We start from the raw sequence: 23,164 nt of genomic DNA, 5'->3' as shown, positions 1-23,164 counted from the left end.
CGCGCCCTGCAGTTCGTCGCGCATCGCTGGAATTTTGTGACCGCCGCGTTAACCTCCCGGAAAACGGACAAATCTAAAACGGGGACTGCATGACCGGGGCAGCTAACCTCTTCACGCGGTGCCGGACCGGCACCAAACGCTTCATCGGACTGATGGCCATGTCGGCCGCAGCGGCGCTGACGTGCGCGCCCGCACAAGCAGAGCAGATCACCCCCGTGGCGCAGCCCACGCAGCAGGTGGTCGAGGTCCAGAACACATTCGATTCGCTTTTCGGTACCGAGCTGCGCGGACCGCGCACCTATTCCACGCCGCTGGGCCAGCAGCTCGCGTCGGTCGCGGAGGCCTCGCAGGGACGTATCGGCGTTGCGGCCATCGACCTTGCCACGGGACGCGAACTCGACGTGCTGGGCGATCAGCGCTTCCCCATGGCGAGCACCAGCAAGGTCGCCATCGCCGCCACCTTCCTGGAAGGGGTGGACAAGGGCAAGTGGAGCCTGACGAGCGAATTTCCGCTGATGATTCCGGTAAGTTCTGCGCCGTTCTCGACCCCCGTCGCCCCGGTTCGTCCGGGCGCGTACATGTCGGCCGAGCGGCTGATGGAACTGATGCTTACCCGTTCCAACAACTATGCGACCGATGCCCTGCTCAAGGTCGTCGGCGGTCCTTCGGCCGTCAACGAGTGGGTTCGCCGTGCCGGGATCGAGGACTGGCACATCGACCGCGACATCGCCACGCTGGTGCGTGACGACGGGGCGATCGATCCCGCGCAGGTGATCGACAAGCGCGACAGCGCGACGCCGATGGCGATGGTCAAGCTGCTGAGCGGGCTTTACCAGGGCAAGTGGCTGAGCCCTTCGAGCCGCAAGATCCTGCTCGATACGATGAGCCGCTGCGTGACCGGCAAGCGCCGCATCCGCGCAGGCCTTCCCGACGACGTCCAGCTCCTGCACAAGACAGGCTCGCTGCATAACACCTCGAGCGATATCGGCATTGTCGAGACGGCCGACGGCCGCGTCTTCGCCGTGGCCATCTACGTCACCGGCCAGGGCAGCCGCCCCGCGCGCGAGGCCCGCATCGCCCGCATCGCCCGCACCTTGTACGATGGCTATGAATCGGAAGGCCGCAACTTCCGCACGGCCTCGCGGTAAACGCCGCGGCGGTTCATTCATCCGCACGGCTTGGCAGGACGAACCAATAGGAAAAGCGCCCCGAATCCGTTTCGGGGCGCTTTTGTCATGCCCGATCGGATCGGGCGGGCCGGCTGGTTCGGGACCGCGAAGATCCCGAACCGGTCAGGCTCAGTTGGTGTTGGGATTGCTGTCGGTGTGGTCGGCCATTTCGTTGGCGGCGTCGTTCGCGGCATTTTCGGCGGCGTCCGCTGCGTTGGCGGCAGCGTCGGCGGCGTTGTTGGCAGCGTCGTCGGCGGCATTGGCAGCGTCGTTGGCCGCACCGGCCATGGCATCGCCCGCGTTATCCATCGCGTCGCCGGCATCGCTGGCGTAATCGCCCATGTCATCGGCGGCCGAGGAAGCGGCGGCTTCGGTGGTATCCTGGGTCTGTTCCGAGCATGCGGCCAGCGAAATGGCGCCAATGGCGGCGGTAGCGATAAGGATCTTGCGCATCTTTCAGTTTTCCCTCGTTTGCGGATGTGATCTTTCGGCGAAACGCCGCGTCGATTGTCCAGCCTGATGGCGGGCTGTGGCAGAGGAGTAATCACGACGGCGCAGCGTTTCAAGCATAGCGGCCCCAACGCAGTGGATGGCTGCGGGTTCCCGGCCGATGCAAAAGTTTGCAGCGCACTCGCCTGCTGACGACGCGGTCCGGCGCTGCTAGGGCTTTCGCCATGGAGCCCAAGCAGCATCTCTACCTCGTCGACGGTTCGGCCTACATCTTCCGCGCCTATCACCGCCTGCCGCCGCTGACGGACCCGGAAGGGACCCCCGTGGGGGCCGTCTACGGCTATACGACGATGCTGTGGAAGCTGGCCGAGGATCTCAACAAGGCCGACGGGCCCACGCATCTGGCAGTGATCCTCGATGCCGGCAGCGAATCCTTCCGCAACGAGATCTACGAGGACTACAAGGCCAACCGACCGCCGCCACCCGAGGACCTCGTTCCCCAGTTCCCGCTCATCCGCGACGCGACCCGCGCCTTTTCGTTGCCCTGCATCGAGGAGCAGGGCTTCGAGGCCGACGACCTGATCGCTTCCTACGCCCGCGAGGCGACGCGGCGCGGCTGGGACGTCACCATCGTCTCGTCCGACAAGGACCTGATGCAGCTGGTCGGCAAGTGCGCCGAGCCGCACGACGGCGTCGAGGGCGGCTGCATCGACATGCTCGATACGATGAAGAACCAGCGTATCGACATTCCCGAAGTGATCGAGAAGTTCGGCGTTCCGCCCGAAAAGGTGGGCGACGTGCTGGCGCTGATGGGAGACTCGGTCGATAACGTGCCCGGCGTCTACGGCGTCGGCCCCAAGACCGCGACCAAGCTGATCCAGGAGCACGGGGACCTCGAAACCGCGCTCGCCGCCGCGCCGGCGATGAAGAAATCGAAGCTGCAGGAACGGCTGATCGAACAGGCCGAACAGGCGCGCCTTTCCAAGGTGCTGGTCACGCTCAAGGAGGACTGCAACCTTCCGCTGGACATCGACGCATTCAAGCTCGATGCGATCCCGCCGGAGCCGCTGGCCGCCTTTCTGGGCAAGCACGGCTTCACCAGCCTGCTCAAGCGGCTGGAGACCGGCACCGGCAGCCCCGCCAACACGACCCAGCTCAACCCCGCCAAGCCGGTCACGGCCGCAGCCGGCCCGAGCGAGGGCGCATCGCGCCAGCCCCTGCCCGACATGCCGGCGGTGGACCGCTCGGCTTATGAATGCATCACGACCGAGGCCGCGCTGGACCAGTGGATCGCCCGCGCCGCCCAGGCCCGGATGGTCGCCATCGATACCGAGACTTCGGCGCTCGATGCAATGCGCGCCGATCTGGCCGGTATTTCCATGGCCGTGGGCCCCAATCAGGCCTGCTACATTCCGCTCAGCCACGGCGGCACCGACATGTTCGCCGAAAAGCCCGAGCAGGTGGCGCTGGACAACGCGCTGGCAAGGCTCAAGCCGCTGCTGGAAAGCGATGCGGTGCTCAAGGTCGGCCAGAACATCAAGTACGACCTCAACGTGCTGGCCCGTCATGGCATTGAAGTGGCGCCGATCGACGACACGATGATCGTCAGCTTCGATCTCGATGCCGGCCGGTCGATGGACGGCATTGGCGGCGGACACGGCATGGACGAGCTGTCCGAACGCCATCTCGGCCACACGACGCTGACCTTCAAGGAGATCTGCGGCACCGGCAAGAAGGCGATCCCCTTCGGCGAAGTCCCGCTCGACCGCGCGACCGAATACGCGGCCGAGGATGCGGACGTGACCTGGCGCCTGCATTCGGTGCTCAAGCCGCGGCTTAGCGAGGAGGGCGGCACCCGGATATACGAGCGGGTCGACCGCCCGCTGATCCCCGTCGTCGCGCAGATGGAGCGGCACGGCATCAAGGTCGACCGCGACCGGCTGGCGCACCTGTCCAGCCAGTTCGCCGAGGCGCTCGGCGCCCTCGAGCAGGAGATCTACACCTGCTGCGGGCAGGAATTCACCATCGGCAGCCCCAAGCAGCTGGGCGAGATCCTTTTCGACAAGATGGGCTACAAGGGCGGACGCAAGGGCAAGTCCGGCCAGTATTCCACCGATCAGGCGGTGCTGGAAAAGCTGGCGGGAGAAGGCGCGGAGGTCGCTACCAAGGTCCTCGAATGGCGCCAGCTCTCCAAGCTGCGCTCGACCTATACCGAGGCGCTGCAGGCCGCGATCAATCCCGATACGGGCCGCGTCCACACCAGCTATTCGCTGGTCGGCGCGCAGACCGGGCGCCTTTCTTCGACCGAGCCCAACCTCCAGAACATCCCGATCCGCACCGAGATCGGCCGCGAGATCCGCGAGTGCTTCGTTGCCGAGCCGGGCAATGTCCTGCTCTCGGCCGACTATTCGCAGATCGAACTGCGCCTTGCCGCGCACATGGCCGACGTGCCGAGCCTCAAGGAAGCGTTCGCCAAGGGCGAGGACATCCACGCGCGCACCGCGACCGAGATGTTCGGCACCGTCGACCGCGACACGCGCGGGCGCGCCAAGACGATCAACTTCGCCATCCTCTACGGTATCTCGCGATGGGGCCTGGCCGGGCGTCTCGGCGTCGATCCGGACGAGGCACAGGCGATGATCGATCGCTATTTCGAGCGGTTCCCGGGCATCCAGCGTTATATCCACGAAACGCTCGAGCAGGTGCGCGAGCGCGGCTATTCGGAAACGCTGTTCGGCCGAAAGACCTGGTTCCCGCGCATCAATTCCAAGAACGGCGCGGAGCGGCAGGGCAGCGAACGCGCCGCGATCAACGCGCCGATCCAGGGCACCTGCGCGGACATCATCAAGCGCGCCATGGCCCGCATGGGCCCCGCGCTGGCGGAGGCCGGGCTGCCCGATGTGAAGATGTTGCTGCAGGTCCACGACGAACTGGTGTTCGAATTGCCGGAAAGCGACGTCGCGGCGGCGTCACCGGTGATCGAGCGGGTGATGGCCGAGGCGGCACTACCCGCCGTCCGACTGGACGTCCCGCTGGGTGTCGAAATCGGCTCGGGGGCGAGCTGGGGCGCCGCCCACTGATCGGGAAAAATTAGCTCTGGCGGAACTTGTTGCATTGCAGCATAGTTTCACACGGATGGTCGACCTTCTCAGACAGGTGACCGGCGATCTGCCCCACTGGCTGGAGCAGACGATCGTCGCAGTTGTGATTGCCGCCGTTGCGGTGATCGTGGCGCTTGTCGTCCATCGCATTCTGTTCCGCGCGCTGCGCCGCTTTGCCCGGGCCAGCCAAAGCGATTCCGACAATCTCGTGGTGAAGCGTCTCGCCCGGCCGACGCGCTGGGCGCTGATCGCGCTGGGCGTGGTTCTCGCTGCGCGCGAGACGCCGGCGCTGGATGCGGTGTGGTCGCGGATCGGCACGCTCGTGATGCCGGCCATGATCGGCTGGATGGCGGTGGCGATCCTCAATGCCTTCGTCGATGCGATGATCCTGCGCAACGACATCTCGATGGCGGACAACCGCCGCAACCGGCGGCGGCGCACGCGCCTGTCGATCTTCGGGCGCATCGCCACGTTCGTGATCGTCTTCGTCACCGTGGGCCTGATGATGCTCTCGATCCCCGGCGTGCGCGACATCGGCGTGACGCTGGTGGCCTCGGCCGGCCTGGCCGGCCTGGCCGTGGGCGCCGCAGCCCAGCCCGCGCTCAAGTCGCTGATCGCCGGCTTCCAGATGGCCCTGACCGAGCCGGTGGTCATCGGCGATGCCGTCATCATCGGCGGCGAATGGGGTTGGGTCGAGGAAATCCGCACCACCTATGTGGTCGTGAAGGTCTGGGACGAGCGCCGCCTGGTCGTCCCCACCAGCAAGTTCCTCGACGAGATTTTCCAGAACTGGACGAAGACCACCTCGCAGCTGCTGGGGACGGTGATGTTCTACGTCGATCCGCATACCCGGCTCGAGCCGATCCGGCAGAAGTTCTACGAACTGGTCGAAAGCAACGCGCGCTGGGACAAGCGCGTCAAGCACATGCAGGTCACCGAGTTGACGCGCGATGCCATCGAGGTGCGTTTCCTGATGACGGCGCGCGATTCCCCGACGCTGTTCGACCTTCGCTGCGACATTCGCGAGGCGCTGATCCAGTGGGTGGCCGAAAAGATGCCCGAAGCCATCGTGCGCAGCCGCATGCTGCCGATGGGCCCGGTCGATATCAAGGGTATCGGGCCTGTCTCCGGCGATGTCATGGCGCAAATGGACGGTGGGTCGTCGGCCGGAGAGGGAGGCCAGCAGGCCGCCGCCAACGGCTGATGCGCCGATGTCGCGTGGCCGGCTATGGTTGAATATCGGCGCGGCGACCATACGATAGGCGCCATGGCCAATTGGATAGAAAAGTACACCGGCGCAATTCCCGCCTGGACCGAACAGGTCGTCATCGCAGTCGTTGCTGCGGTGGTCGGCATTGCCGTGGCGCTGATTGCCCACCGCCTGCTCTTTCGCCTTCTGCGCAAGGTGGCGAGCGCCAGCGAGAGCGAGACCGACGACATCCTGGTAAAGCGGCTGGCGCGCCCGGGGCGCTATGCCTTCGTTGCCCTCGGCATTGCCTATGCCGCGCGCGAGACGCCGGCGCTCGACGTGGCCTGGAGCAAGGTGGGCGACTTCGTGATGCCGGCGCTGCTGGGCTGGATCGTCCTGGCCCTGATGCACAGTTTCGTCGACGCCATGATGCTGCGCACGGATGTGAGCGTGATGGACAACCGCAATGCCCGTCGGCGCCGCACGCGCCTGGCGATCCTCAGCCGCATCGGTACGTTCGTGATCGTTTTCGTCACCGTCGCGCTGATGCTTTTCGCCATTCCCGGGGTCAGGCAGATCGGCATCACCCTGATGGCGTCCGCCGGTCTTGCCGCGCTGGCTGTCGGTGCCGCGGCCCAGCCCGCGCTCAAGGCGCTGATCAGCGGCTTCCAGATGGCGCTCACCGAGCCGATCTCGATCGACGACGTGGTGATCGTCGACGGCGAGTGGGGCCGCATCGAGGACATCCGCACGACCTACGTGATCGTCAAGATCTGGGATGAACGGCGGCTGGTCGTGCCGTCGAACAAGTTCCTCGAGAACACCTTCCAGAACTGGACGAAAACGAGTTCGCAGCTCACCGGTACGGTCTTCCTCTATCTCGATCACGCCACCGACATCGCGCCGATCCGCACCGAGTTCGAACGGCAAGTGACCACCGATCCGCGTTGGGACCACCGTGCGCAGAGCGTCATGATCACGGGAATGAACAACGAGACGATCGAGGTTCGCCTGATGATGACCGCGGCCAATTCGGGCGACTTGTGGGACCTGCGCTGCGCCATGCGCGAAGGCATGCTCGACTGGCTTCGCCGCAACATGCCCGAGGCGCTGGTTCGCCGTCGCACCCTGCCGGTGGCGCCGGTGGAACTCAGCCCCAGTCCGGACATGGTCGAAATGGTCACGTCCGGCGTGCCGGCCAACGACGAGGATCAGCGTCCCGCCTGAACCCGCCCGACGCCTGCCGCGTCAGACCGTGGCGGCGACGATGCGGTTGCGGCCCTGCTGCTTGGCGGCATAGAGGAGGCGGTCGACGGCGGCGAGGAAGTCACGCGCGCCGGTGCGCACGGCAGGCTGCGTGGTGCCCACGCCGATGCTGGCGGTGACCAATGTGCTGCACTGCGACCCTTCGTGGGGAATCTGCAGGTCGTCGATCGCGTCGCGGCAGCATTCGGCAAGGTGGAGCGCGGAGGCCGCATCGGTTTCGGGCAGGAGAATGACGAACTCCTCGCCGCCGAAACGGGCGACGACGTCGCGCGGCCGCCGCCCGGCCTGCTTGAGCGCGCCGGCCACGCGGATCAGGCACTCGTCCCCGGCAATGTGGCCGTAGCGGTCGTTGAACTGCTTGAAGTGGTCGAGATCGATGAGGATTGCCGACAGCGGTGTGCCCTTGCGGCAGGCGGACTTCCACTCGGTCTCGAGCCGGTTGTCGAACATGCGCCGGTTGGAGGCCCCGGTCAGCCCGTCCTCGAACGACAGCGTCTCCAGTCGCTTCTGCATGTCGAGCAGGTCCTGCTCGGTCTTCTTGCGCTCGGTGATGTCGAACATGAAGCCGACAAGGCTCTCCACTTTGCCAGTCTCGTCGCGCACGACGTGGACGACGTCGCGGATCCACACGTAGCCGTTGTCGCGCGTCAGCGCCCGGTAGTCGGCTTCGTGATCGACGCCGGCCATCGACTGCGACACGCAGAAGTCGACGACGCGCTGCCGGTCTTCCTCGTGGATGCGGCTGGCCCAGTCGTCGATCGTCTTCCAGCTGCCCCGGGGCCAGCCCAGCAGCGGTTCGATCTGGGGACCGATGTAGGCGAACGTCATCGTCGCCCAGTCGATCCGCCAGGGAATTGCCAGCGTGGATTCCAGCAGGGTGCGGTAGACATCCGGATCGAATCCGGGATCGGCGCCCGCGTAGTCCTTCACGCCGACGAGGTCGGTCCCGGTATTGCTCATCTCGATGCCCCCACATGGCTGCCGCCGCAGCCCGCCCCTCATTTGGCCCATTAAGTGCCTAAATTGCGCGGTGTTCTTTGGGATATCGCAACCGAAAGCGCAAGCCGAGGGAGGGCGAAACCCCTCGGCTCACGGGTTTTGTCGACACCTTGCCGAATGCGATGGCAGGAACATCGCGGAATGCTCCGCGCCTGGCGCTATCAGTCGCCGTGCTTCCGGTCCCGGGTGGATTCGAGCATGCCCGGGGTGATGAAACCGATCGGCGTCACTTCCATCGCGCGCTTCTTCAGCTCGCCCTTCATCTTTTCGTATTCGGCTTCCATTTCCGGCGTCACCGTGGCGCGGCTGTCTTCGAGGGCGTCCTCGAAATCGGCCATGGTGACCGTTTCCACGTTGGCGCCGCGCTTGCGGATGGCGATGAGGCCGGCGCGGCGGACCACGTCTTCCAGATCGGCGCCGGTGAAGCGCTCGGTGCGGTCGGCCAGGGTGCCGAGCTGCACGTCTTCCGCAAGCGGCATCTTGGCCGTGTGGATGCCCAGGATGTGCTCGCGCCCGGCGGTATTCGGCGTGCCGACGTAGACCAGCTCGTCGAAGCGGCCGGGGCGCAGCAGTGCGGGATCGACCAGCGCGGGGCGGTTGGTCGCGCCGACGAGCACGACCGACTGCAGTTCCTCCATGCCGTCCATCTCGGCAAGAATCGTGTTGACCACGCGCGCGGTGACCTGCGGCTCGCCCATGCCGCCGCCCGAACCGCGAGCCGGGACGAGGCTGTCGATCTCGTCGATGAAGATCACGCAGGGCGCGACCTGCCGGGCGCGGGCGAAGAGGCGGGCGATCTGCTGTTCGCTCTCGCCGTACCACTTGCTGAGCAGGTCGGACGACTTGATCGAGATGAAGTTCGCCTCGGCTTCCTTGGCCACGGCCTTGGCGAGCAGCGTCTTGCCGGTGCCGGGCGGGCCATAGAGCAGGAAGCCCTTGGCCGGACGGATGCCGATCTTGTGGAACGACTCCGGGTTCTTCAGCGGCAGCTCGATGCCTTCCTTGAGCTTGAGCTGCGCATCGTCGAGGCCGCCGATATCGGCCCAGCCGATGTTCGGCACCTGCACCATGACCTCGCGCATGGCGGAAGGCTGCACGCGCTTGAGCGCCTCGATGAAGTCCTCGCGCGTTACCGAGAGGTTTTCGAGCACTTCGGGCGGGATCGTGCGCGCCTCGAGGTCGATCTGCGGCATGATCCTGCGCACCGCCTCGATGGCGGCCTCGCGCGAGAGGGCGGCGATGTCGGCACCGACGAAGCCGTGCGTGGTGCGGGCCAGTTCCTTGAGGTCGACCTTGTCGCCCAGCGGCATGCCGCGGGTGTGGATCGACAGGATTTCGCGCCGTCCGCTCTCGTCGGGCACGCCGATGACGATCTCGCGATCGAAGCGGCCCGGACGGCGCAGCGCCGAATCGATGGCTTCGGGCCGGTTGGTGGCGGCGATGACGACGACGTGGGCGCGGCTGTTGAGGCCGTCCATCAGCGTGAGGAGCTGGGCAACGAGGCGCTTTTCGGCTTCGCCGTGCACCTGGTCGCGCTTGGGCGCGATGGAGTCGATCTCGTCGATGAAGATGATCGCGGGGGCGGCCTTGGTCGCCTCCTCGAAGACTTCGCGCAGCGCCTTTTCGCTCTCGCCGTAACCCGAGCCCATGATCTCCGGCCCGTTGATCGAGAAGAAATTGGCCTCGCTCTCGTTGGCGACGGCCTGGGCAAGCCGCGTCTTGCCGGTTCCGGGCGGGCCGTGGAGCAGCACGCCCTTGGGCGGAGCGACGCCGAGGCGCGTGAACAGCTCCGGATAGCGCAGCGGCAGTTCCACCATCTCGCGCAGCTGGCGGATGGTATCGCTCATGCCGCCGACGTCGTCGTAATTGACGTCGCCGCGGGCATCCTGCGCTTCCTCGAAAACCTCGCGCAGTTCGACTTCGGTATTTTCGTCGATGTGGACGATCCCGCGCGGCGTGGTCGAAACGACATTGAGTCGGATCTGCGTCAGCGCATAGGCCGGCGCATTGAACATGCGGCGCAACTGCGGCGGGATGTCCGCAACCTGCTGCTGGCCGGTCGTGGCGACGAGATCGCCCTGCACCATCGGCCGGGCGAAGAAGTTGCGCTTGAGGGCGATGGTCGGGCCCTGCAGGCGCATGTCCTTCTGCGAGGGGGCAAAGACGACGCGCTGGGCGGGGCGCGATTCGCCCTTGCGCACGGTCACGTGATCGCCGGAGCCGACTTCCGCGTTGCCGCGCTGCAGACCGTCGAGGCGTATGACGGAAAGGCCTTCGTCTTCTGGGAATGCGAGCACGGCGCGCGCCACGGTCACCGATTTGCCGGTGATCTCCAGCACGTCGCCTTCCATTGCGCCGATGCTGGAAAGCGATTCGCGGGACAATCGGGCAATGCCCTGGCCGCTTTCCTCCTGCCGAGCCGCTGCCACCTGCAGCCTGACCGTGCGATCTTCTACTTGGGTATCCCCGTCCGCCATGTCTTTCCTTTCCACGCCGGTGCGCCGGACGGCCCGCGTTTCGCGGCACCTGCGACGCCTTGCGCAAAGGAACTAGGTATCGCCGGGCGCGATTTCAAACCGCGAAATGGCCGGATCGACGGGCAAGAAAAAAGGCCCGGTCGTTGCCGACCGGGCCGTGGAAGTTTTGGGAGAGGATGCCTGAAAGGCACTTTCTATATGCCTCCACCGGCCGATTTGTGCAAGTGCGAAATGACGCGGAATAGGTTGCAAAAAACGCAATGGGTGTTGCAGGGAAGCAAATTAGTCCGACCAGTTTTCTTCAAGGCCGCAGAAAACCGCCAACCTGAAGCCTGACTCGACTCTAAGTTGCGTCGACCTCATGCCGTGCCATCGTTTGCACCGAACATTATCAGGCCGTTAACTGCTGCAATGCGCAATTTACTTGCCTTGCTGAGCAAATGCCGAGGCTATTCAATTCCATATGCAGCGCGGCACGAATCCGGTGAATCGGGTCCGTGCCGCGACCGACGGGATTCGCGATCTGGTCAGTGGGCGAGCAGCAGCGCCGGCGCGTTGGCCTCGTCGAGGAAATAGGCCGTCACGCCGCCGAACAGGAACTCGCGCATGCGGCTCTTGCCGTAGGCGCCCATGACCAACAGTTCGGCGTGGGACTGGGATACGGCAATGGCCAGCGTTTCCTCGGTGGAGCCGCGGCGCTCGTGCTCCTCGTATTCGGCATGAACGCCGTGGCGCGAGAGATAGCGCAGCGCGTCGGTCGCGGGAAAGCCGCCGGGCTTTTCGATGACCGAGACGACCTTGACCATCTGGCAGCTTTGCAGCAGCGGCACCGAGGCGCGCAAGGCGGCGGCGGCCTGCTCGCCGCCGTCCCAGGCGATGCAGGCTCGGCGGACCGGGGTGGGAAGCGGCGTCTTGTCGGGCAATGCGAGCACCGGGGCCCGCGAGACGAGGGCAAGCTCACCCGCCAGGCCGCCAGACCGCGAGACGATCACGAGGTCGGAAAGCCGCGCGGCATTGGCCAGCGCGCTTACCGGGTCGTCTTCGCTGCGCAGGACGTCGAACGGCACGTCGTCGCGGGCCATGCGCGCTTCGATTTCGGAAGCGGCGACATCGTCCTCGCCGCGCGCTTCTTCCAGTGCGTCCGAAATGACGTAACTGCCGCCCATGGGATCCATGGCGATGTAACGCGTAACCGGCGTGTCAACGAGCACGCTGACATGTCCGTCGAACCGGCGCGCGAGGTCGAGCGCAGTGTCGATACGGGCATCGTTGCCCGGTTTGCGGTCGGCATTTACGAGAATCGAGCGCATGATGTGTTTCTCCCTCTGAAGCGTCGAACGTACTCATTGCCGAAACAATGGCCATGACAAAGATCAACCGTGCGTGCGGTCACGATATTTCGTTGTAGCTGCGCGGTTTGTCCTTCGCCGATGCCGGCCCGGCGTCGATCTCCAGGCGGGCCGCGCGGGCGAACAGGTCGAGGATGACGGGGTCGCGTTCGCGCGTGCGGATAGCGGCCTCGAAGTGGACGGTCTGGCGCGGTCGGGGCAGCACTTCGCGCAGGGTGCCGGCGGCAAGCTGTTCGCGCACCATCGTTTCGGGGAGCACGGCTGCACCGGTCCCGTTGGCAACGATCTCGATCAGGGTGCGCACGTTGTTGCAGGTGTGTAGCGCGCGCGGCACGTGGCCCTGGCTTTCCAGCGTTTCGAGCGTGACCGCGTGGAGCGGCGAATGGTCGGGGAGCGACCAGACCGGCAGCGGCGTTGCGAAACCGCCCGCTTCGGCAACCGCGGCCCCGGCGGCCCAGACCAGCTCGACCGACCCGATCGGCGCGGTGCGCATGCCCGGGCTGGCGACCGGCCCGGCAAGGAACACGATGTCGCGCGTGCCGGACAGCAACTGTTGCAAGAGGCGCGCGGTGAGATCGAGTTCGATCTCCATTGTCACGCCGGGCCGCTCGCGCTCGATCGTCTGGATGAAGGCGGGCAGGCAACTGGCCGCGGCGATTTCTCCCGACCCGATCCGCACGTTGCCGGTGGCGCCGGCATGGTCGCTCGCTTCGAGCAGGACCTGCTCGAGGCCCCGGCACAGCGGCTCGCTCGCCTGGACGAGCCGCCTTCCGCGCGCGGTGAGCACCATCCGGCGCCCCTCGCGCTGGAACAGGGCGACGCCCAGTTGCTCCTCGATTTCGCGTACGCGCGCCGAGATTGCCGGCTGGGTGGTATTGAGTCGCTGCGCGGCCGCTGCGAATGTGCCGAGGCGCTCGATCCACATCAGCGTTTCGAGATGGAAGAGAGCGATACGTTTCATCGCTATTCCTTATGGAATCCGATAAAAAATAATCGCTATTCGTAATCAAAGTCCTTGTCTAGCTAATACGGGAAACCGGAAGGGAGACTCATGAACAAGCTCTATCCCAGCGCCGAGGCCGCGCTCGACGGCCTGCTCAAGGACGGCCTGCTGATCGCCAGCGGCGGCTTCGGCCTTTGCGGCATTCCCGAGCGCCTGCTCGACGCGGTGCGCGACTCGGGCGTGAAGGACCTGACCTTCGCCTCGAACAACGCCGGCATCGACAACGAGGGCATCGGCAAGCTGCTGCGCACCAAGCAGGTGAAGAAGATGATCTCGTCCTACGTCGGCGAGAACAAGGAGTTCGAACGCCAGTTCCTCTCCGGCGAGCTGGAAGTGGAGTTCTGTCCGCAGGGCACGCTCGCCGAGCGCATGCGCGCCGGCGGCGCGGGCATCCCCGGCTTCTACACCAAGACCGGCGTCGGCACCCAGATCGCCGAGGGCAAGGAAACCAAGGTGTTTCCCGATCCCAACGGCGCCGAGCAGGAATACGTCCTCGAACGCGGCATCTTCGCCGATCTCGCACTGGTAAAGGCGTGGAAGGCGGACGAGAGCGGCAACGTGGTGTTCCGCAAGACCGCGCGCAACTTCAACGTGCCCGCGGCCACCTGCGGCAAGGTCTGCATCGTCGAGGTGGAAGAGATCGTGCCGACCGGCTCGCTCGATCCCGATCACATCCACCTGCCCGGCGTCTACGTCCAGCGGCTGGTGCTGGGCGCGCCCTACGACAAGAAGATCGAATTCGTGACCACGCGCGAGAGGGAGTCGGCCTGATGTCCGAAGCAACCAAGAAGGGCTGGAACCGCAACGAAATGGCCGCGCGCGCGGCGAAGGAACTGCAGGACGGGTTCTACGTGAACCTCGGCATCGGCATTCCGACGCTGGTGGCGAACTACGTGCCCGAAGGCGTCCATGTGACGCTGCAGTCGGAAAACGGCATGCTCGGCATCGGCCCGTTCCCCTATGAGGGCGAGGAAGACGCCGACCTCATCAATGCCGGCAAGCAGACGGTCAGCGAACTGCCGCAGACCGCCTTCTTCGACAGCGCGACCAGCTTTGCCATGATCCGCGGCGGTCACATCGACCTCGCCGTGCTGGGCGCGATGGAAGTGGCCGAGAACGGCGACATCGCCAACTGGATGATCCCGGGCAAGATGATCAAGGGCATGGGCGGCGCGATGGATCTCGTCGCGGGCGTCAAGAAGATCATCGTCGTCATGGAGCACACCTCCAAGGCCGGCGATCCCAAGTTCATTCCCGAATGCACGCTGCCGCTCACCGGCAAGAACGTGGTCGACATGATCGTGACCGATCTGTGCGTGTTCCAGCGCCCCGATCACGACAGTCCGTTCAAGCTGGTCGAACTGGCCCCCGGCGTCACGGCCGAGGAAGTCGCGGCCAAGACCACCGCGCACTACGTGAGCTGAGGCCATGGCGACGAAGGTCCTGCTGACCGGCTCTTCCGGCTGGCTCGGCAGGCACCTTGCGCCGTTGCTGCAATCGCGCGGGTATGACGTCGTCGGGCTCGACGTCGCGCCCGGTGCGCATACCCGTGTGCTCGGCTCGGTCGCCGACCGCGATCTCGTGTTCCAGACGGTCTCGCATTACGGGATCGAGGCGATCGTCCACGCGGGCGCGCTGCACAAGCCCGACATCGTCCGCTTCCCGCGCCAGACCTTCATCGACGTCAACACAAGCGGCACGCTCAACCTGCTCGAAGCGGCAGTGGAGGCGGGGCATCCGCGCTTCGTCTTCACCTCCACCACCTCGCTGATGGTCCGGGCCGATGTGCGCGCCGGGGCGGGCGAGGCCGGGGCCTGGTGGATGGACGAAGCGTTCGGCCCGCTCGAACCACGCAACATCTATGGCGTGACCAAGCTTGCCGCCGAGAACCTGTGCCGGCTGGTTTCGCGCGAAAGCGGCATGGCAGTGGCGATCCTGCGCACCGGGCGCTTCTTCCCCGAGGACGACGATACGCACGCCGTGCCCTCGGGGCTGAACCTCAAGGCCAACGAATTCCTCAACCGGCGCCTGACCGTGGGCGACGCGGCGCTGGCGCATCTCGCCGCGTTGGAGCGGATCGAGGGGTGTGAGACGTTCGTCCTTTCCGCGCCGCCACCGTTTTCGCGGGAGGATGCAGTGCCGCTTGCTGATGATGCGCGCGCAGTGATCGCCCGGCGCTTTCCCGAGGCGGCGGAATTGTATGACCGGCAAGGCTGGGTCCTGCCCGACCGGATCGAGCGGGTCTACGATCCTGCCAAGGCCGAGCGTCTGCTGGGCTGGCGGGCGCAGACCGACTTCGCGGCGATCCTTGCAGCCCTGCGCGACGGCAGCGAACTGCCTTTCGCGCACGATCCCGACTGGCTCTCGCCGGTGCTCTCGGCATCGCCCTGACGCGCAGGCGGCGTCTTGCCGTGGTCATCCCGGCAGCCCATACTCTCCCCAAACAGCACGGGAGAATCCGAGTAATGACCGACATTTCCGCCATTCCGCTGACCCGCATCGACGGGGCGTCCGACAGCCTTGCTGAGCACAAGGGCAAGGTCCTGCTTGTGGTGAACGTCGCCAGCAAGTGCGGCCTCACGCCGCAGTACGAAGGGCTGGAAAAGCTCTACGGCGAATACAAGGACAAGGGTTTCGAGGTTCTCGGTTTCCCGGCCAACGATTTCGGCGCGCAGGAGCCGGGCACGCATGAAGAAATCATGGAGTTCTGCTCGGTCAACTATGGCGTCTCCTTCCCGCTCTTCGCCAAGGCCGACGTCACCGGAGAGGGCAAGCAGCCGCTCTATGCCGAACTGACCAAGGCCAAGCCCGAAAAGGTCGGCCCGGCCGAGGAATTCCGCGAACGGCTCAAGGGCTACGGCATGACCCCGACCGAGGACCCGGAAGTGCTGTGGAATTTCGAGAAGTTCCTGATCGCCAAGGACGGCACCGTGGCCGGCCGCTTCGCGCCTGGCGTGGAGCCGCAGTCTCCCGAACTGGTCGGCGCCATCGAGGCCGAGCTGGCGAAGTAGGGGGCTGAATGCCCGGCGCCGTCTTCGGGCCGATCCTGACCGCGCTGGCCCTGGGCGTCGTCCTGGCGCTGCTCGCCCGCTACGTGCAGCGTGGGCGGCGGCAGGTGAGTGCCTTGCGGCAGACGGCGGATCCCGCGGTCCGGCGCCGGTTTTTCGAACGCAAGATCGGGCGGCAGGCGCTGGTCATGCTGGTGATGCCGGGAGTGGCGCTGCTGGTCACCGGCAATGTCCTCCGCGCCCTGCATCCCGGCGCCGAGATCGCGGCGCTGTCCGCTACGGCGACGCAGTGGCTGGGGTTGCGGGCCGGTGACCTGGCGCAAGCGTTGCTGTCGCCATGGTTGCTGGCCGAACTGGCGGTGCTGATCGTTGCCATCGAGGCGCTGCCTCTGCTGCTGCGCTCGCGCAAGGTGATCGTGGCGGGCAACTTCGCCGTCCTGCGTCCGCGCAATGGGCCAGAGCTCGGCTGGGCCCTGCTCCTGGCGATTGTCGCCGGCGTGGGCGAGGAACTGCTGTTTCGCGGCTTTCTGCCCTTCGCATTTGCGGATCTGGGTGTGCCGCTTCCGGCGGCATTCCTGCTGCCGGTCGCGATTTTCGGGCTCTGCCATCTCTATCAGGGGCCGGTCGGCGTGATTGCGACCACGCTGGCGGGGCTGCTGCTTACGGCGCTCTACCTGATCAGCGGCAGTCTGCTCGTGGCCATGGCCGTCCATGTCGCGATCGACGTGATCGGGCTGGTGATCCGCCCTGCCGTAGGACTGGCACTCACCCGCGTGCTGCCGAGCCCCGCCTAGGTGCGGCTTCAGCCCTCGCCGGTTTCCACCGGGCGCGCGGGATCGCTGATCCACTCGCTCCACGAGCCGGGATAGAGCCGCGCGCCGGGCAGGCCGGCAATCTCCATGGCCAGCGCATTGTGGCAAGCGGTCACGCCCGAGCCGCAGCTCAGCAGCGCCGGCTTGCCATCCAGCAGGGCGGTGAACTCCCGCGCCAGTTCGCTGGCCGGGCGAAAGCGGCCCTGCGCATCGAGATTGTCGCGGAAGCAGCGGTTGCGCGCTCCGGGAATGTGTCCGGCCACGGGATCGATCGGGTTCGGATCACCGCGAAAGCGCGCCGGGTCTCGCGCATCGAGCAGTTGCGCCCCGGCAGCGTGGATATTGGCGAGAACCTCATCCGCGCTGGCGGGATCGGGCACGAGGGGATCTCCGGCCTCGAAATCCCCCTTTGCCGCTGGTGCGGGCGTATTGTGGTCGAGCGGCAGTCCTGCGGCCGTCCAGGCCGGCTTGCCGCCGTCGAGCACGGCCACTTCGGCATGTCCCATCCAGCGTAGCAGCCACCATGCCCGTGCCGCCCAGGCACCGCCATGGCTGTCGTAGACCACGACCTGCTGGCCATTGTGCAGGCCCAGCGAGCGCAGCCACGCAGCCAGCGCTACGCGCGCCGGGAGCGGATGGCGCCCGTTGGTGCCATCGCTCGGCCCGGCCAGATCGTTGTCCAGGTGGGCATGGCGGGCGCCGGGCAAATGTCCTTGGGCAAAGATCGCCGGTCCCTTGTCCGGTTCGCCCAGTTCGAATTCGCAGTCGAGGAGAAGAAGCTCGCGGCCGGCGGCGAGTAAGGACTGGAGCTGCCCTACGGAAATCAGGGTTTCGAATGCCATGCCCGCAACAAGTCCCTTGTCCCAGCAGCCATCCGATCCTGTCGAGAATATCGCCCGGCCCGCTCGGGTCATGCGATACGGGCGGGGCTGTGCCCTGTCGAGACCCGCGCGCCGCAGGATGTCGGAGCGACAGGCCGACTGGCCGCATGCCGCATTGAAATGATTGTCCTTGCTGGCGGCACCCTCACCGCGCCGCGCTTAAGCTTGTTGCTTGCCGGGGCGGTTCGAAGGCGTGTCGATAACGTGGGCAAAGCCGATTTCGCAACCTTGTGATTTCGGTTGCAAATCGGCTGGACAGGGCGGCTTTCCTTGGGAAAGTTGCGGCCAACAGGAACAAGGAACACCCATGACTCTGCGTACGCTTTCCCTGCTCGCCGCCGGCACCGCTGCCTCGCTGGCGCTGGCTTCCTCCCCCGCCCGTGCCGACGAAGGCATGTGGACCTTCGATGGCTTTCCCGCCGCCAGGATGAAGGAAGACTATGGCTGGGCGCCCGATCAGGCCTGGCTCGACGAAGTGCGCAATGCCGCCGTGCGCCTGACCGGCGGTTGCTCGGCCAGCTTCGTTTCGGGCAATGGCCTGATCCTGACCAACCACCACTGCGTCGCCTCCTGCCTGTTCGACAATTCGACCGGTGACAACGACCTGCTCGATCACGGCTACGTCGCCGCGACCTTCAACGACGAGAAGAAGTGCCCGGGCCAGCAGGCCGAAGTGGTGACCAAGATCACCGATGTGACCGGCGACGTGAAGAAGGCCATCGGCTCGCTCACCGGCGAAGCGCTGACCAAGGCGCGCGACGCCCGGATCGCCGAGATCGAATCCGCCAACTGCACCGACCGCGAGACGACGCGCTGCCAGGTCGTCACTCTGTTCGGCGGCGGACAGTACAAGCTCTATACCTACCGCAAGTATTCGGACGTGCGGCTGGTCTGGGCGCCCGAGGACCGCGCGGCGACCTTCGGCGGCGATCCGGACAACTTCAACTTCCCGCGCTACGATCTCGATGGCTCGTTTCTGCGCGCCTACGAGAACGGCAAGCCGGTCAAGACACCGAACCACCTCACGTGGAACCCGCGCGCGCCGAAGCAGGGCGAGGCGACTTTCGTGGTCGGCAATCCCGGCTCGACCTCGCGCCTCTACACCCAGAGCCAGCTCGCCTTCGAACGCGAAGTGCGGCTGCCGGTGATCGTCGCGACCTACTCCGAACTGCGCGGCCGGCTGATCCGGGCGATGGAGGAAAGCCCCGAGCATGCGCGTGAAGGGCTCGACATGCTCAACGGCGTGGAGAACGGGCTGAAGGTCTATATCGGCCGGATGAAAGCGCTCAACGATCCGGATTTCACCGGCAAACTGGCCGCGGCAGAAGCCGAGCTCAAGGACAGGAGCGCGGGCGATGCCGCGATCGGCGATCCGTGGAGCGACATGGACGAGGCGGTGAAGGCCTATCGCAAGCTCTACATGCCCTATCGCTTCATCGAGCCGTCCGGCGATCTCTACAGCTACGCCCGGACGCTGGTGATGGGCGCTGCCGAACGCACCAAGCCCAATGCCGAGCGTCTGCCCGGCTACACCGACAGCGCGCTTCCGCTCACCGAAAAGCGCCTGCTCGATGCTGCGCCGCTCTACCCCTGGCTCGATGAACTGCGCATGGAGTGGAGCCTGTCAAAGGCGCGCGAATACCTCGGCGTGGACGATCCCGATACCAAGCTGCTGCTCGGCAAGGAAAGCCCCGAGGCGCTGGCAGAGCGGCTCGTCTCCGGCACGAAGCTGGCCGATCCGGAATACCGCAAGCAGCTCTGGGAAGGCGGCGAGGCGGCGATCGAGGCGTCCGACGATCCGATGATCGTCTATGCCCGCAAGCTCGAGGCGCGTCAGCGCGAGCTCGAAAAGCAGGTGGACGAGGCTTACTCGGGTCCGGCCACGGCAGCAGCGGCGAAGCTCACCGACGCGCGTTTCGCGGCTTATGGCGACACGATCTATCCGGATGCCACCTTCACGCTGCGCATCAGCTACGGCAAGGTCGAAGGCTGGCCCGAGCGCGGCAGGCAGGTGCCGTTCCAGACCACCATCGGCGGCACCTTCGAGCGCGCCACCGGCGCCCCGCCGTTCGATCTCGCCCCGGCCTTCGCCGCGAAGGAAGACCAGATCGACAAGTCGGTGACCTACAACTTCGTGACCACCAACGACATCATCGGCGGCAATTCGGGCTCGCCGGTGATCGACAAGGCGGGCACCGTGATCGGCGCTGCCTTCGACGGCAACATCCACTCGCTGGGCGGCAACTACGGCTACGATCCGGTGCTCAACCGAACCGTCGTCGTCTCCGCCGCCTCGCTGCAGGAAGCGCTGGAGACGATCTATCCCTCGCCGCGCCTGGTGAAGGAACTGGCCGGGAAGTAAGCGACATGATCGGGGCGGCAGTGCAATGCTGTCGCCCCGGCCTATCAACGAGACCTGCCGCCGCTCGTCCAGAGCTTGTCGAAGGACGCTGGCGCTGCGCCTGGATCCCATCCTTCGACAAGTTCAGGATGAGCGGGCGGGAGTGGAAGCGGCGCTTCAGTCTGCCGCGAACAGGATCGGCGCATCGTCGGGCTGCCACGGTGCGTGGCGGACCATGACGACGGTGAAGAGGTCCGAGGTCATGTGCCCGTCCAGCCAGGCGCGCAGGCGGGGGAGGGGCTGGGCGTCGAACCAGGTGCGGTCGGTCGCGGCGAACTGGCGGATGAAGGGCATGATCGCCATGTCGGTCAGGCCGCGCCGGGATCCACTCAGGTTCTCGTCTTCCCCCAGCCGCTCCTCCAGATCCTGCAGGAAGGCGAGGCCCGCGCTGCGGTGGGCGGCGGCGTCGCTGTCGTAGCGGTCGGGGTACTTGTAGCGGTCGAGATCGCGCTTGAAGGGGCCGTCGCAGCGGGCGATCAGGTCGGCGTCGGCGCGCTCCAGCCAGCCTTCGGGGTCGTTCAGACCGAGCGCATGGTGCATCACGTCGAGGCTTTCCTCGATCACCGTGCCATCGGGCAGGACCAGCACCGGCACCGTGCCCTTGGGCGAAGCTTCGAGCATGGCCTCGGGCTTGGCCGAGAGCTTCACTTCGCGCAGCTGGCAGGTCAGGTCGGAGACCATGATCGCCAGCCGGGCGCGCATGGCATAGGGGCAGCGGCGGAAGCTGTAGAGGATCGGCAGGCTGGCGGTCTCCGGCATCATGCCTCTTGGCCGGCCGACGTCGGCATCTTCGCGCCCACATGCTCCTGCCCGCGCGCTTCGGCGAGCTTTTCCTGACGGTGCCGCTCGCGGTAGCGGGCGCGCTGCTCGTCGGTGCGGCTCTCGAAGCAGGCCGGGCAGCTCACGCCCTCTTCATAATGCGACGAGGCCTTGTCCGCTTCGCTCACCGGCTGGCGGCAGGCGTGGCACAGCGACAGCGAGCCCTGCACCAGCCCGTGACCGACCGAGACGCGCTGGTCGAAGACGAAGCATTCCCCCTGCCACAGGCTTTGCTCGGCGGGGATCGTTTCCAGATATTTCAGGATGCCGCCCTTGAGATGGAACACATCTTCCACGCCTTCCTGCTTGAGGAAGGCGGTCGATTTCTCGCAGCGGATGCCGCCGGTACAGAACATTGCGACTTTGGGGGCTTTGCCTTCGCCGAGCAGGCGCGCGCGTTCGCGGCGGAACCATTCGGGGAACTCGCGGAACGAGCGCGTCTCCGGGTCGATGGCGCCACTGAACGTGCCGATGGCGACTTCGTAGTCGTTGCGCGTGTCGATCAGGATGGTGTCGGGATCGGAGATCAGCGCGTTCCAGTCTTCCGGCGCGATATACGTGCCGACCGTGGCGAGGGGGTCGGTGCCGGGCTCGCCCATGGTCACGATTTCGCGCTTGAGCCGCACTTTCATGCGGTGGAAGGGCATCTCCGCCGCCGAGGAGAACTTGACGTCGAGCGCTTCGCAGCCGGGCAGGGCGCGGACGTGGGCAATGACCGTGTCGAGCCCGGCGCGCGATCCGGCGATGGTGCCGTTGATCCCTTCGCGGGCGAGCAGCAGCGTGCCGCGAATCCCCTGGGCTTCGCACAGCGCGAGCAGGGGCGCGCGCAAGGCTGCGGGATCCTCGAAAGGCGCGAACTGGTAGAGCGCGGCAACGCAGACCGGCGCTGTTGCCGTGTCGGTTACCGGAATGTCTTGAGTCTGCATGGGGGCGCCATAGCGCAAAGCCCCGATTCAGAAAATCCGGGGTTTGCGGCCCCGGATCTTCGTTTGGATTGCAGTGATTAGGTCGCCGATCAGCCGAGCGCAGCCTTGAGATCGTCGACCAGATCGGTGCGTTCCCAGGGGAACAGGTCGCCTTCGGGCTTGCGGCCGAAGTGCCCGTAGGCGGCGCACTGGAAGTAGATCGGCTTGTTGAGGCCGAGGCCGACGCGAATGCCGCGCGGGGTCAGACCGCCCAGCTTTTCGGCCGCGACCTTGGTCAGCGCGGCTTCGAGCGCCTCTTCCGAAACGGTGCCGGTGCCATGCAGATCGACGTAGAGCGAAAGCGGCTCGGAAACGCCGATCGCGTAGGACACCTGGATGGTACAGCGCTTGGCGAGACCTGCCGCCACGACGTTCTTGGCGAGATAGCGGGTGACATAGGCGGCCGAGCGGTCGACCTTGGTCGGATCCTTGCCGGAGAACGCGCCGCCGCCGTGCGGTGCCGCACCGCCATAGGTGTCGACGATGATCTTGCGACCGGTCAGGCCGGCGTCGCCGTCCGGGCCGCCGATCACGAAGGACCCGGTCGGGTTGATGTGGAATTTGGTTTCGTCGGTGACGAAGCCTTCGGGCAGGATCTCGGTGACGACCTTGCGCACGTAGCTCTTGAGCTCGTTTTCCTTCTCGCCCTCGTCGTAGCCTTCCTGGTGTTGGGTCGAGACGACCACGGCTGTCGCGGCGACCGGCTCGCCGTTCTTGAAGCGCAGCGTGACCTGGCTCTTGGCGTCGGGCTCGAGGAACGGGGCCTTGCCCGAATGGCGGTCTTCGGAAAGGCGCTGGAGGATCTTGTGGCTGTAGTCGAGCGTGGCCGGCATCAGGTCGGGAGTTTCATCGCAGGCGAAGCCGAACATGATGCCCTGGTCGCCGGCGCCTTCGTCCTTGTTGCCGGCGGCATCGACGCCTTGTGCAATGTGGGCGGACTGGCCGTGCAGGCGATTGATGAACTCGAGGGTTTCCCAGTGGAACCCGTCCTGTGCATAGCCGATCTTCTTCACGACATCGCGCACGGTCTGCTCGATCTCCTCGAGCGCGCCGGGGGCCCATGCATCGTTTTCGTAAACGCCCTTGCAGCGAATCTCACCGGCAAGGACCACCAGCTGCGTGGTCGTCAGCGTCTCGCAAGCGACGCGCGCTTCCGGGTCCTTCGACAGAAACAGATCGACGATTGCGTCGGAAATCTGGTCGGAAACCTTGTCGGGATGGCCTTCCGAAACACTCTCGGAAGTGAAGACGTAATCGGTGCGCATCGGAAAACCT

General features: G+C 65.9%; 19 protein-coding genes. 10 read left to right on the top strand and 9 right to left on the bottom strand.

What is annotated here, in order from left to right; translation table 11 throughout:
- Positions 1 to 158 precede the first annotated feature (158 nt).
- The gene (gene bla / locus LK12_RS20590) at positions 159 to 1,148 is read left to right on the top strand and encodes a class A beta-lactamase (protein WP_039289620.1); all 990 of its coding nucleotides are present in this window, start codon (positions 159 to 161) and stop codon (positions 1,146 to 1,148) included.
- A gap of 150 nt (positions 1,149 to 1,298) precedes the next feature.
- On the opposite strand, the gene LK12_RS20585 is transcribed toward bla, so the two are convergent.
- Positions 1,299 to 1,622: a hypothetical protein gene (locus LK12_RS20585; protein WP_039288433.1), complete on the bottom strand. Its 324-nt coding sequence runs from the start codon at positions 1,620 to 1,622 to the stop codon at positions 1,299 to 1,301.
- A gap of 221 nt (positions 1,623 to 1,843) precedes the next feature.
- On the opposite strand from LK12_RS20585, the gene polA reads away from it, so the two are divergent.
- The 3 genes from polA (at position 1,844) to LK12_RS20570 (ending at position 7,136) form a co-directional block, all read left to right on the top strand.
- Positions 1,844 to 4,699: a DNA polymerase I gene (gene polA / locus LK12_RS20580; RefSeq protein ID WP_039288431.1), complete on the top strand. Its 2,856-nt coding sequence runs from the start codon at positions 1,844 to 1,846 to the stop codon at positions 4,697 to 4,699.
- Positions 4,700 to 4,754: 55 nt separating this feature from the next.
- Positions 4,755 to 5,924 (top strand): mechanosensitive ion channel family protein, encoded by a 1,170-nt coding sequence (locus LK12_RS20575; protein ID WP_052223654.1) that lies wholly within the window; start codon positions 4,755 to 4,757, stop codon positions 5,922 to 5,924.
- A 63-nt stretch (positions 5,925 to 5,987) separates the two neighbouring features.
- The gene (locus tag LK12_RS20570) at positions 5,988 to 7,136 is read left to right on the top strand and encodes a mechanosensitive ion channel family protein (RefSeq protein WP_039289614.1); all 1,149 of its coding nucleotides are present in this window, start codon (positions 5,988 to 5,990) and stop codon (positions 7,134 to 7,136) included.
- Between the two features lie 21 nt (positions 7,137 to 7,157).
- Here LK12_RS20570 and LK12_RS20565 read toward each other — a convergent pair whose 3' ends face one another.
- The 4 genes from LK12_RS20565 to LK12_RS20550 form a co-directional block, all read right to left on the bottom strand.
- Positions 7,158 to 8,135, bottom strand: a complete 978-nt coding sequence (locus LK12_RS20565) for a GGDEF domain-containing protein (RefSeq protein ID WP_082010668.1) — start codon at positions 8,133 to 8,135, stop codon at positions 7,158 to 7,160.
- 200 nt (positions 8,136 to 8,335) lie between these two features.
- On the bottom strand, positions 8,336 to 10,651 hold the full coding sequence (locus LK12_RS20560) for a CDC48 family AAA ATPase (protein ID WP_039288429.1): 2,316 nt from the start codon (positions 10,649 to 10,651) through the stop codon (positions 8,336 to 8,338).
- Positions 10,652 to 11,178: 527 nt separating this feature from the next.
- Positions 11,179 to 11,961, bottom strand: a complete 783-nt coding sequence (locus LK12_RS20555) for a universal stress protein (protein WP_039288426.1) — start codon at positions 11,959 to 11,961, stop codon at positions 11,179 to 11,181.
- A 79-nt stretch (positions 11,962 to 12,040) separates the two neighbouring features.
- Positions 12,041 to 12,961 (bottom strand): LysR family transcriptional regulator, encoded by a 921-nt coding sequence (locus tag LK12_RS20550; RefSeq protein WP_052223653.1) that lies wholly within the window; start codon positions 12,959 to 12,961, stop codon positions 12,041 to 12,043.
- A gap of 90 nt (positions 12,962 to 13,051) precedes the next feature.
- On the opposite strand from LK12_RS20550, the gene LK12_RS20545 reads away from it, so the two are divergent.
- The 5 genes from LK12_RS20545 (at position 13,052) to LK12_RS24010 (ending at position 16,805) form a co-directional block, all read left to right on the top strand.
- Positions 13,052 to 13,774, top strand: a complete 723-nt coding sequence (locus LK12_RS20545; RefSeq protein ID WP_039288423.1) for a CoA transferase subunit A — start codon at positions 13,052 to 13,054, stop codon at positions 13,772 to 13,774.
- The gene (locus LK12_RS20540; RefSeq protein WP_039288420.1) at positions 13,774 to 14,427 is read left to right on the top strand and encodes a CoA transferase subunit B; all 654 of its coding nucleotides are present in this window, start codon (positions 13,774 to 13,776) and stop codon (positions 14,425 to 14,427) included. Before LK12_RS20545 ends, LK12_RS20540 begins: the two co-directional genes overlap by 1 nt.
- A gap of 4 nt (positions 14,428 to 14,431) precedes the next feature.
- Entirely contained in the window at positions 14,432 to 15,394 is a 963-nt protein-coding gene (locus LK12_RS20535; protein ID WP_039288415.1) for an NAD-dependent epimerase/dehydratase family protein, read from the top strand.
- Between the two features lie 74 nt (positions 15,395 to 15,468).
- The gene (locus LK12_RS20530) at positions 15,469 to 16,014 is read left to right on the top strand and encodes a glutathione peroxidase (protein ID WP_039288413.1); all 546 of its coding nucleotides are present in this window, start codon (positions 15,469 to 15,471) and stop codon (positions 16,012 to 16,014) included.
- A gap of 8 nt (positions 16,015 to 16,022) precedes the next feature.
- On the top strand, positions 16,023 to 16,805 hold the full coding sequence (locus LK12_RS24010; protein ID WP_052223652.1) for a CPBP family intramembrane glutamic endopeptidase: 783 nt from the start codon (positions 16,023 to 16,025) through the stop codon (positions 16,803 to 16,805).
- 8 nt (positions 16,806 to 16,813) lie between these two features.
- Here the strand turns inward: LK12_RS24010 and LK12_RS20520 are convergent, their stop codons facing one another.
- Positions 16,814 to 17,665 (bottom strand): sulfurtransferase, encoded by an 852-nt coding sequence (locus LK12_RS20520; RefSeq protein WP_039289604.1) that lies wholly within the window; start codon positions 17,663 to 17,665, stop codon positions 16,814 to 16,816.
- 346 nt (positions 17,666 to 18,011) lie between these two features.
- Here LK12_RS20520 and LK12_RS20515 point away from each other — a divergent pair, with 346 nt between their 5' ends.
- Positions 18,012 to 20,066, top strand: coding sequence for a S46 family peptidase (locus LK12_RS20515; RefSeq protein WP_039288411.1), 2,055 nt, complete (start codon positions 18,012 to 18,014; stop codon positions 20,064 to 20,066).
- 156 nt (positions 20,067 to 20,222) lie between these two features.
- On the opposite strand, the gene LK12_RS20510 is transcribed toward LK12_RS20515, so the two are convergent.
- The 3 genes from LK12_RS20510 to metK all read right to left on the bottom strand — a co-directional run bounded on the left by LK12_RS20510 (position 20,223) and on the right by metK (position 23,154).
- On the bottom strand, positions 20,223 to 20,867 hold the full coding sequence (locus tag LK12_RS20510; RefSeq protein ID WP_039288409.1) for a glutathione S-transferase: 645 nt from the start codon (positions 20,865 to 20,867) through the stop codon (positions 20,223 to 20,225).
- Complete coding sequence (gene trhO / locus LK12_RS20505) at positions 20,864 to 21,850, bottom strand: oxygen-dependent tRNA uridine(34) hydroxylase TrhO (protein ID WP_039289602.1); 987 nt, start codon at positions 21,848 to 21,850, stop codon at positions 20,864 to 20,866. Before trhO ends, LK12_RS20510 begins: the two co-directional genes overlap by 4 nt.
- Before the next feature lie 89 nt (positions 21,851 to 21,939).
- Positions 21,940 to 23,154: a methionine adenosyltransferase gene (gene metK, locus LK12_RS20500; RefSeq protein WP_039288406.1), complete on the bottom strand. Its 1,215-nt coding sequence runs from the start codon at positions 23,152 to 23,154 to the stop codon at positions 21,940 to 21,942.
- Between the last annotated feature and the right edge of the window lie 10 nt (positions 23,155 to 23,164).

This window comes from Novosphingobium malaysiense (genome assembly GCF_000802225.1).
Lineage (GTDB): Bacteria > Pseudomonadota > Alphaproteobacteria > Sphingomonadales > Sphingomonadaceae > Novosphingobium > Novosphingobium malaysiense.
This window is presented reverse-complemented; position numbering and strand designations above follow the sequence as displayed.

What these genes read in the sequence shown, in the direction of transcription:
- LK12_RS20550 (WP_052223653.1), bottom strand. Translation starts at nt 12,961, where the DNA reads ATGAAACGTATCGCTCTCTTCCATCTCGAAACGCTGATGTGGATCGAG.
- LK12_RS20585 (WP_039288433.1), bottom strand. Translation starts at nt 1,622, where the DNA reads ATGCGCAAGATCCTTATCGCTACCGCCGCCATTGGCGCCATTTCGCTG.
- trhO (WP_039289602.1), bottom strand. Translation starts at nt 21,850, where the DNA reads ATGCAGACTCAAGACATTCCGGTAACCGACACGGCAACAGCGCCGGTC.
- LK12_RS20520 (WP_039289604.1), bottom strand. Translation starts at nt 17,665, where the DNA reads ATGGCATTCGAAACCCTGATTTCCGTAGGGCAGCTCCAGTCCTTACTC.
- bla (WP_039289620.1), top strand. Translation starts at nt 159, where the DNA reads ATGTCGGCCGCAGCGGCGCTGACGTGCGCGCCCGCACAAGCAGAGCAG.
- LK12_RS20570 (WP_039289614.1), top strand. Translation starts at nt 5,988, where the DNA reads ATGGCCAATTGGATAGAAAAGTACACCGGCGCAATTCCCGCCTGGACC.
- polA (WP_039288431.1), top strand. Translation starts at nt 1,844, where the DNA reads ATGGAGCCCAAGCAGCATCTCTACCTCGTCGACGGTTCGGCCTACATC.
- LK12_RS20555 (WP_039288426.1), bottom strand. Translation starts at nt 11,961, where the DNA reads ATGCGCTCGATTCTCGTAAATGCCGACCGCAAACCGGGCAACGATGCC.
- LK12_RS20565 (WP_082010668.1), bottom strand. Translation starts at nt 8,135, where the DNA reads ATGAGCAATACCGGGACCGACCTCGTCGGCGTGAAGGACTACGCGGGC.
- metK (WP_039288406.1), bottom strand. Translation starts at nt 23,154, where the DNA reads ATGCGCACCGATTACGTCTTCACTTCCGAGAGTGTTTCGGAAGGCCAT.
- LK12_RS20510 (WP_039288409.1), bottom strand. Translation starts at nt 20,867, where the DNA reads ATGATGCCGGAGACCGCCAGCCTGCCGATCCTCTACAGCTTCCGCCGC.
- LK12_RS20530 (WP_039288413.1), top strand. Translation starts at nt 15,469, where the DNA reads ATGACCGACATTTCCGCCATTCCGCTGACCCGCATCGACGGGGCGTCC.
- LK12_RS20560 (WP_039288429.1), bottom strand. Translation starts at nt 10,651, where the DNA reads ATGGCGGACGGGGATACCCAAGTAGAAGATCGCACGGTCAGGCTGCAG.
- LK12_RS20575 (WP_052223654.1), top strand. Translation starts at nt 4,755, where the DNA reads ATGGTCGACCTTCTCAGACAGGTGACCGGCGATCTGCCCCACTGGCTG.
- LK12_RS20535 (WP_039288415.1), top strand. Translation starts at nt 14,432, where the DNA reads ATGGCGACGAAGGTCCTGCTGACCGGCTCTTCCGGCTGGCTCGGCAGG.
- LK12_RS24010 (WP_052223652.1), top strand. Translation starts at nt 16,023, where the DNA reads ATGCCCGGCGCCGTCTTCGGGCCGATCCTGACCGCGCTGGCCCTGGGC.
- LK12_RS20545 (WP_039288423.1), top strand. Translation starts at nt 13,052, where the DNA reads ATGAACAAGCTCTATCCCAGCGCCGAGGCCGCGCTCGACGGCCTGCTC.
- LK12_RS20540 (WP_039288420.1), top strand. Translation starts at nt 13,774, where the DNA reads ATGTCCGAAGCAACCAAGAAGGGCTGGAACCGCAACGAAATGGCCGCG.
- LK12_RS20515 (WP_039288411.1), top strand. Translation starts at nt 18,012, where the DNA reads ATGACTCTGCGTACGCTTTCCCTGCTCGCCGCCGGCACCGCTGCCTCG.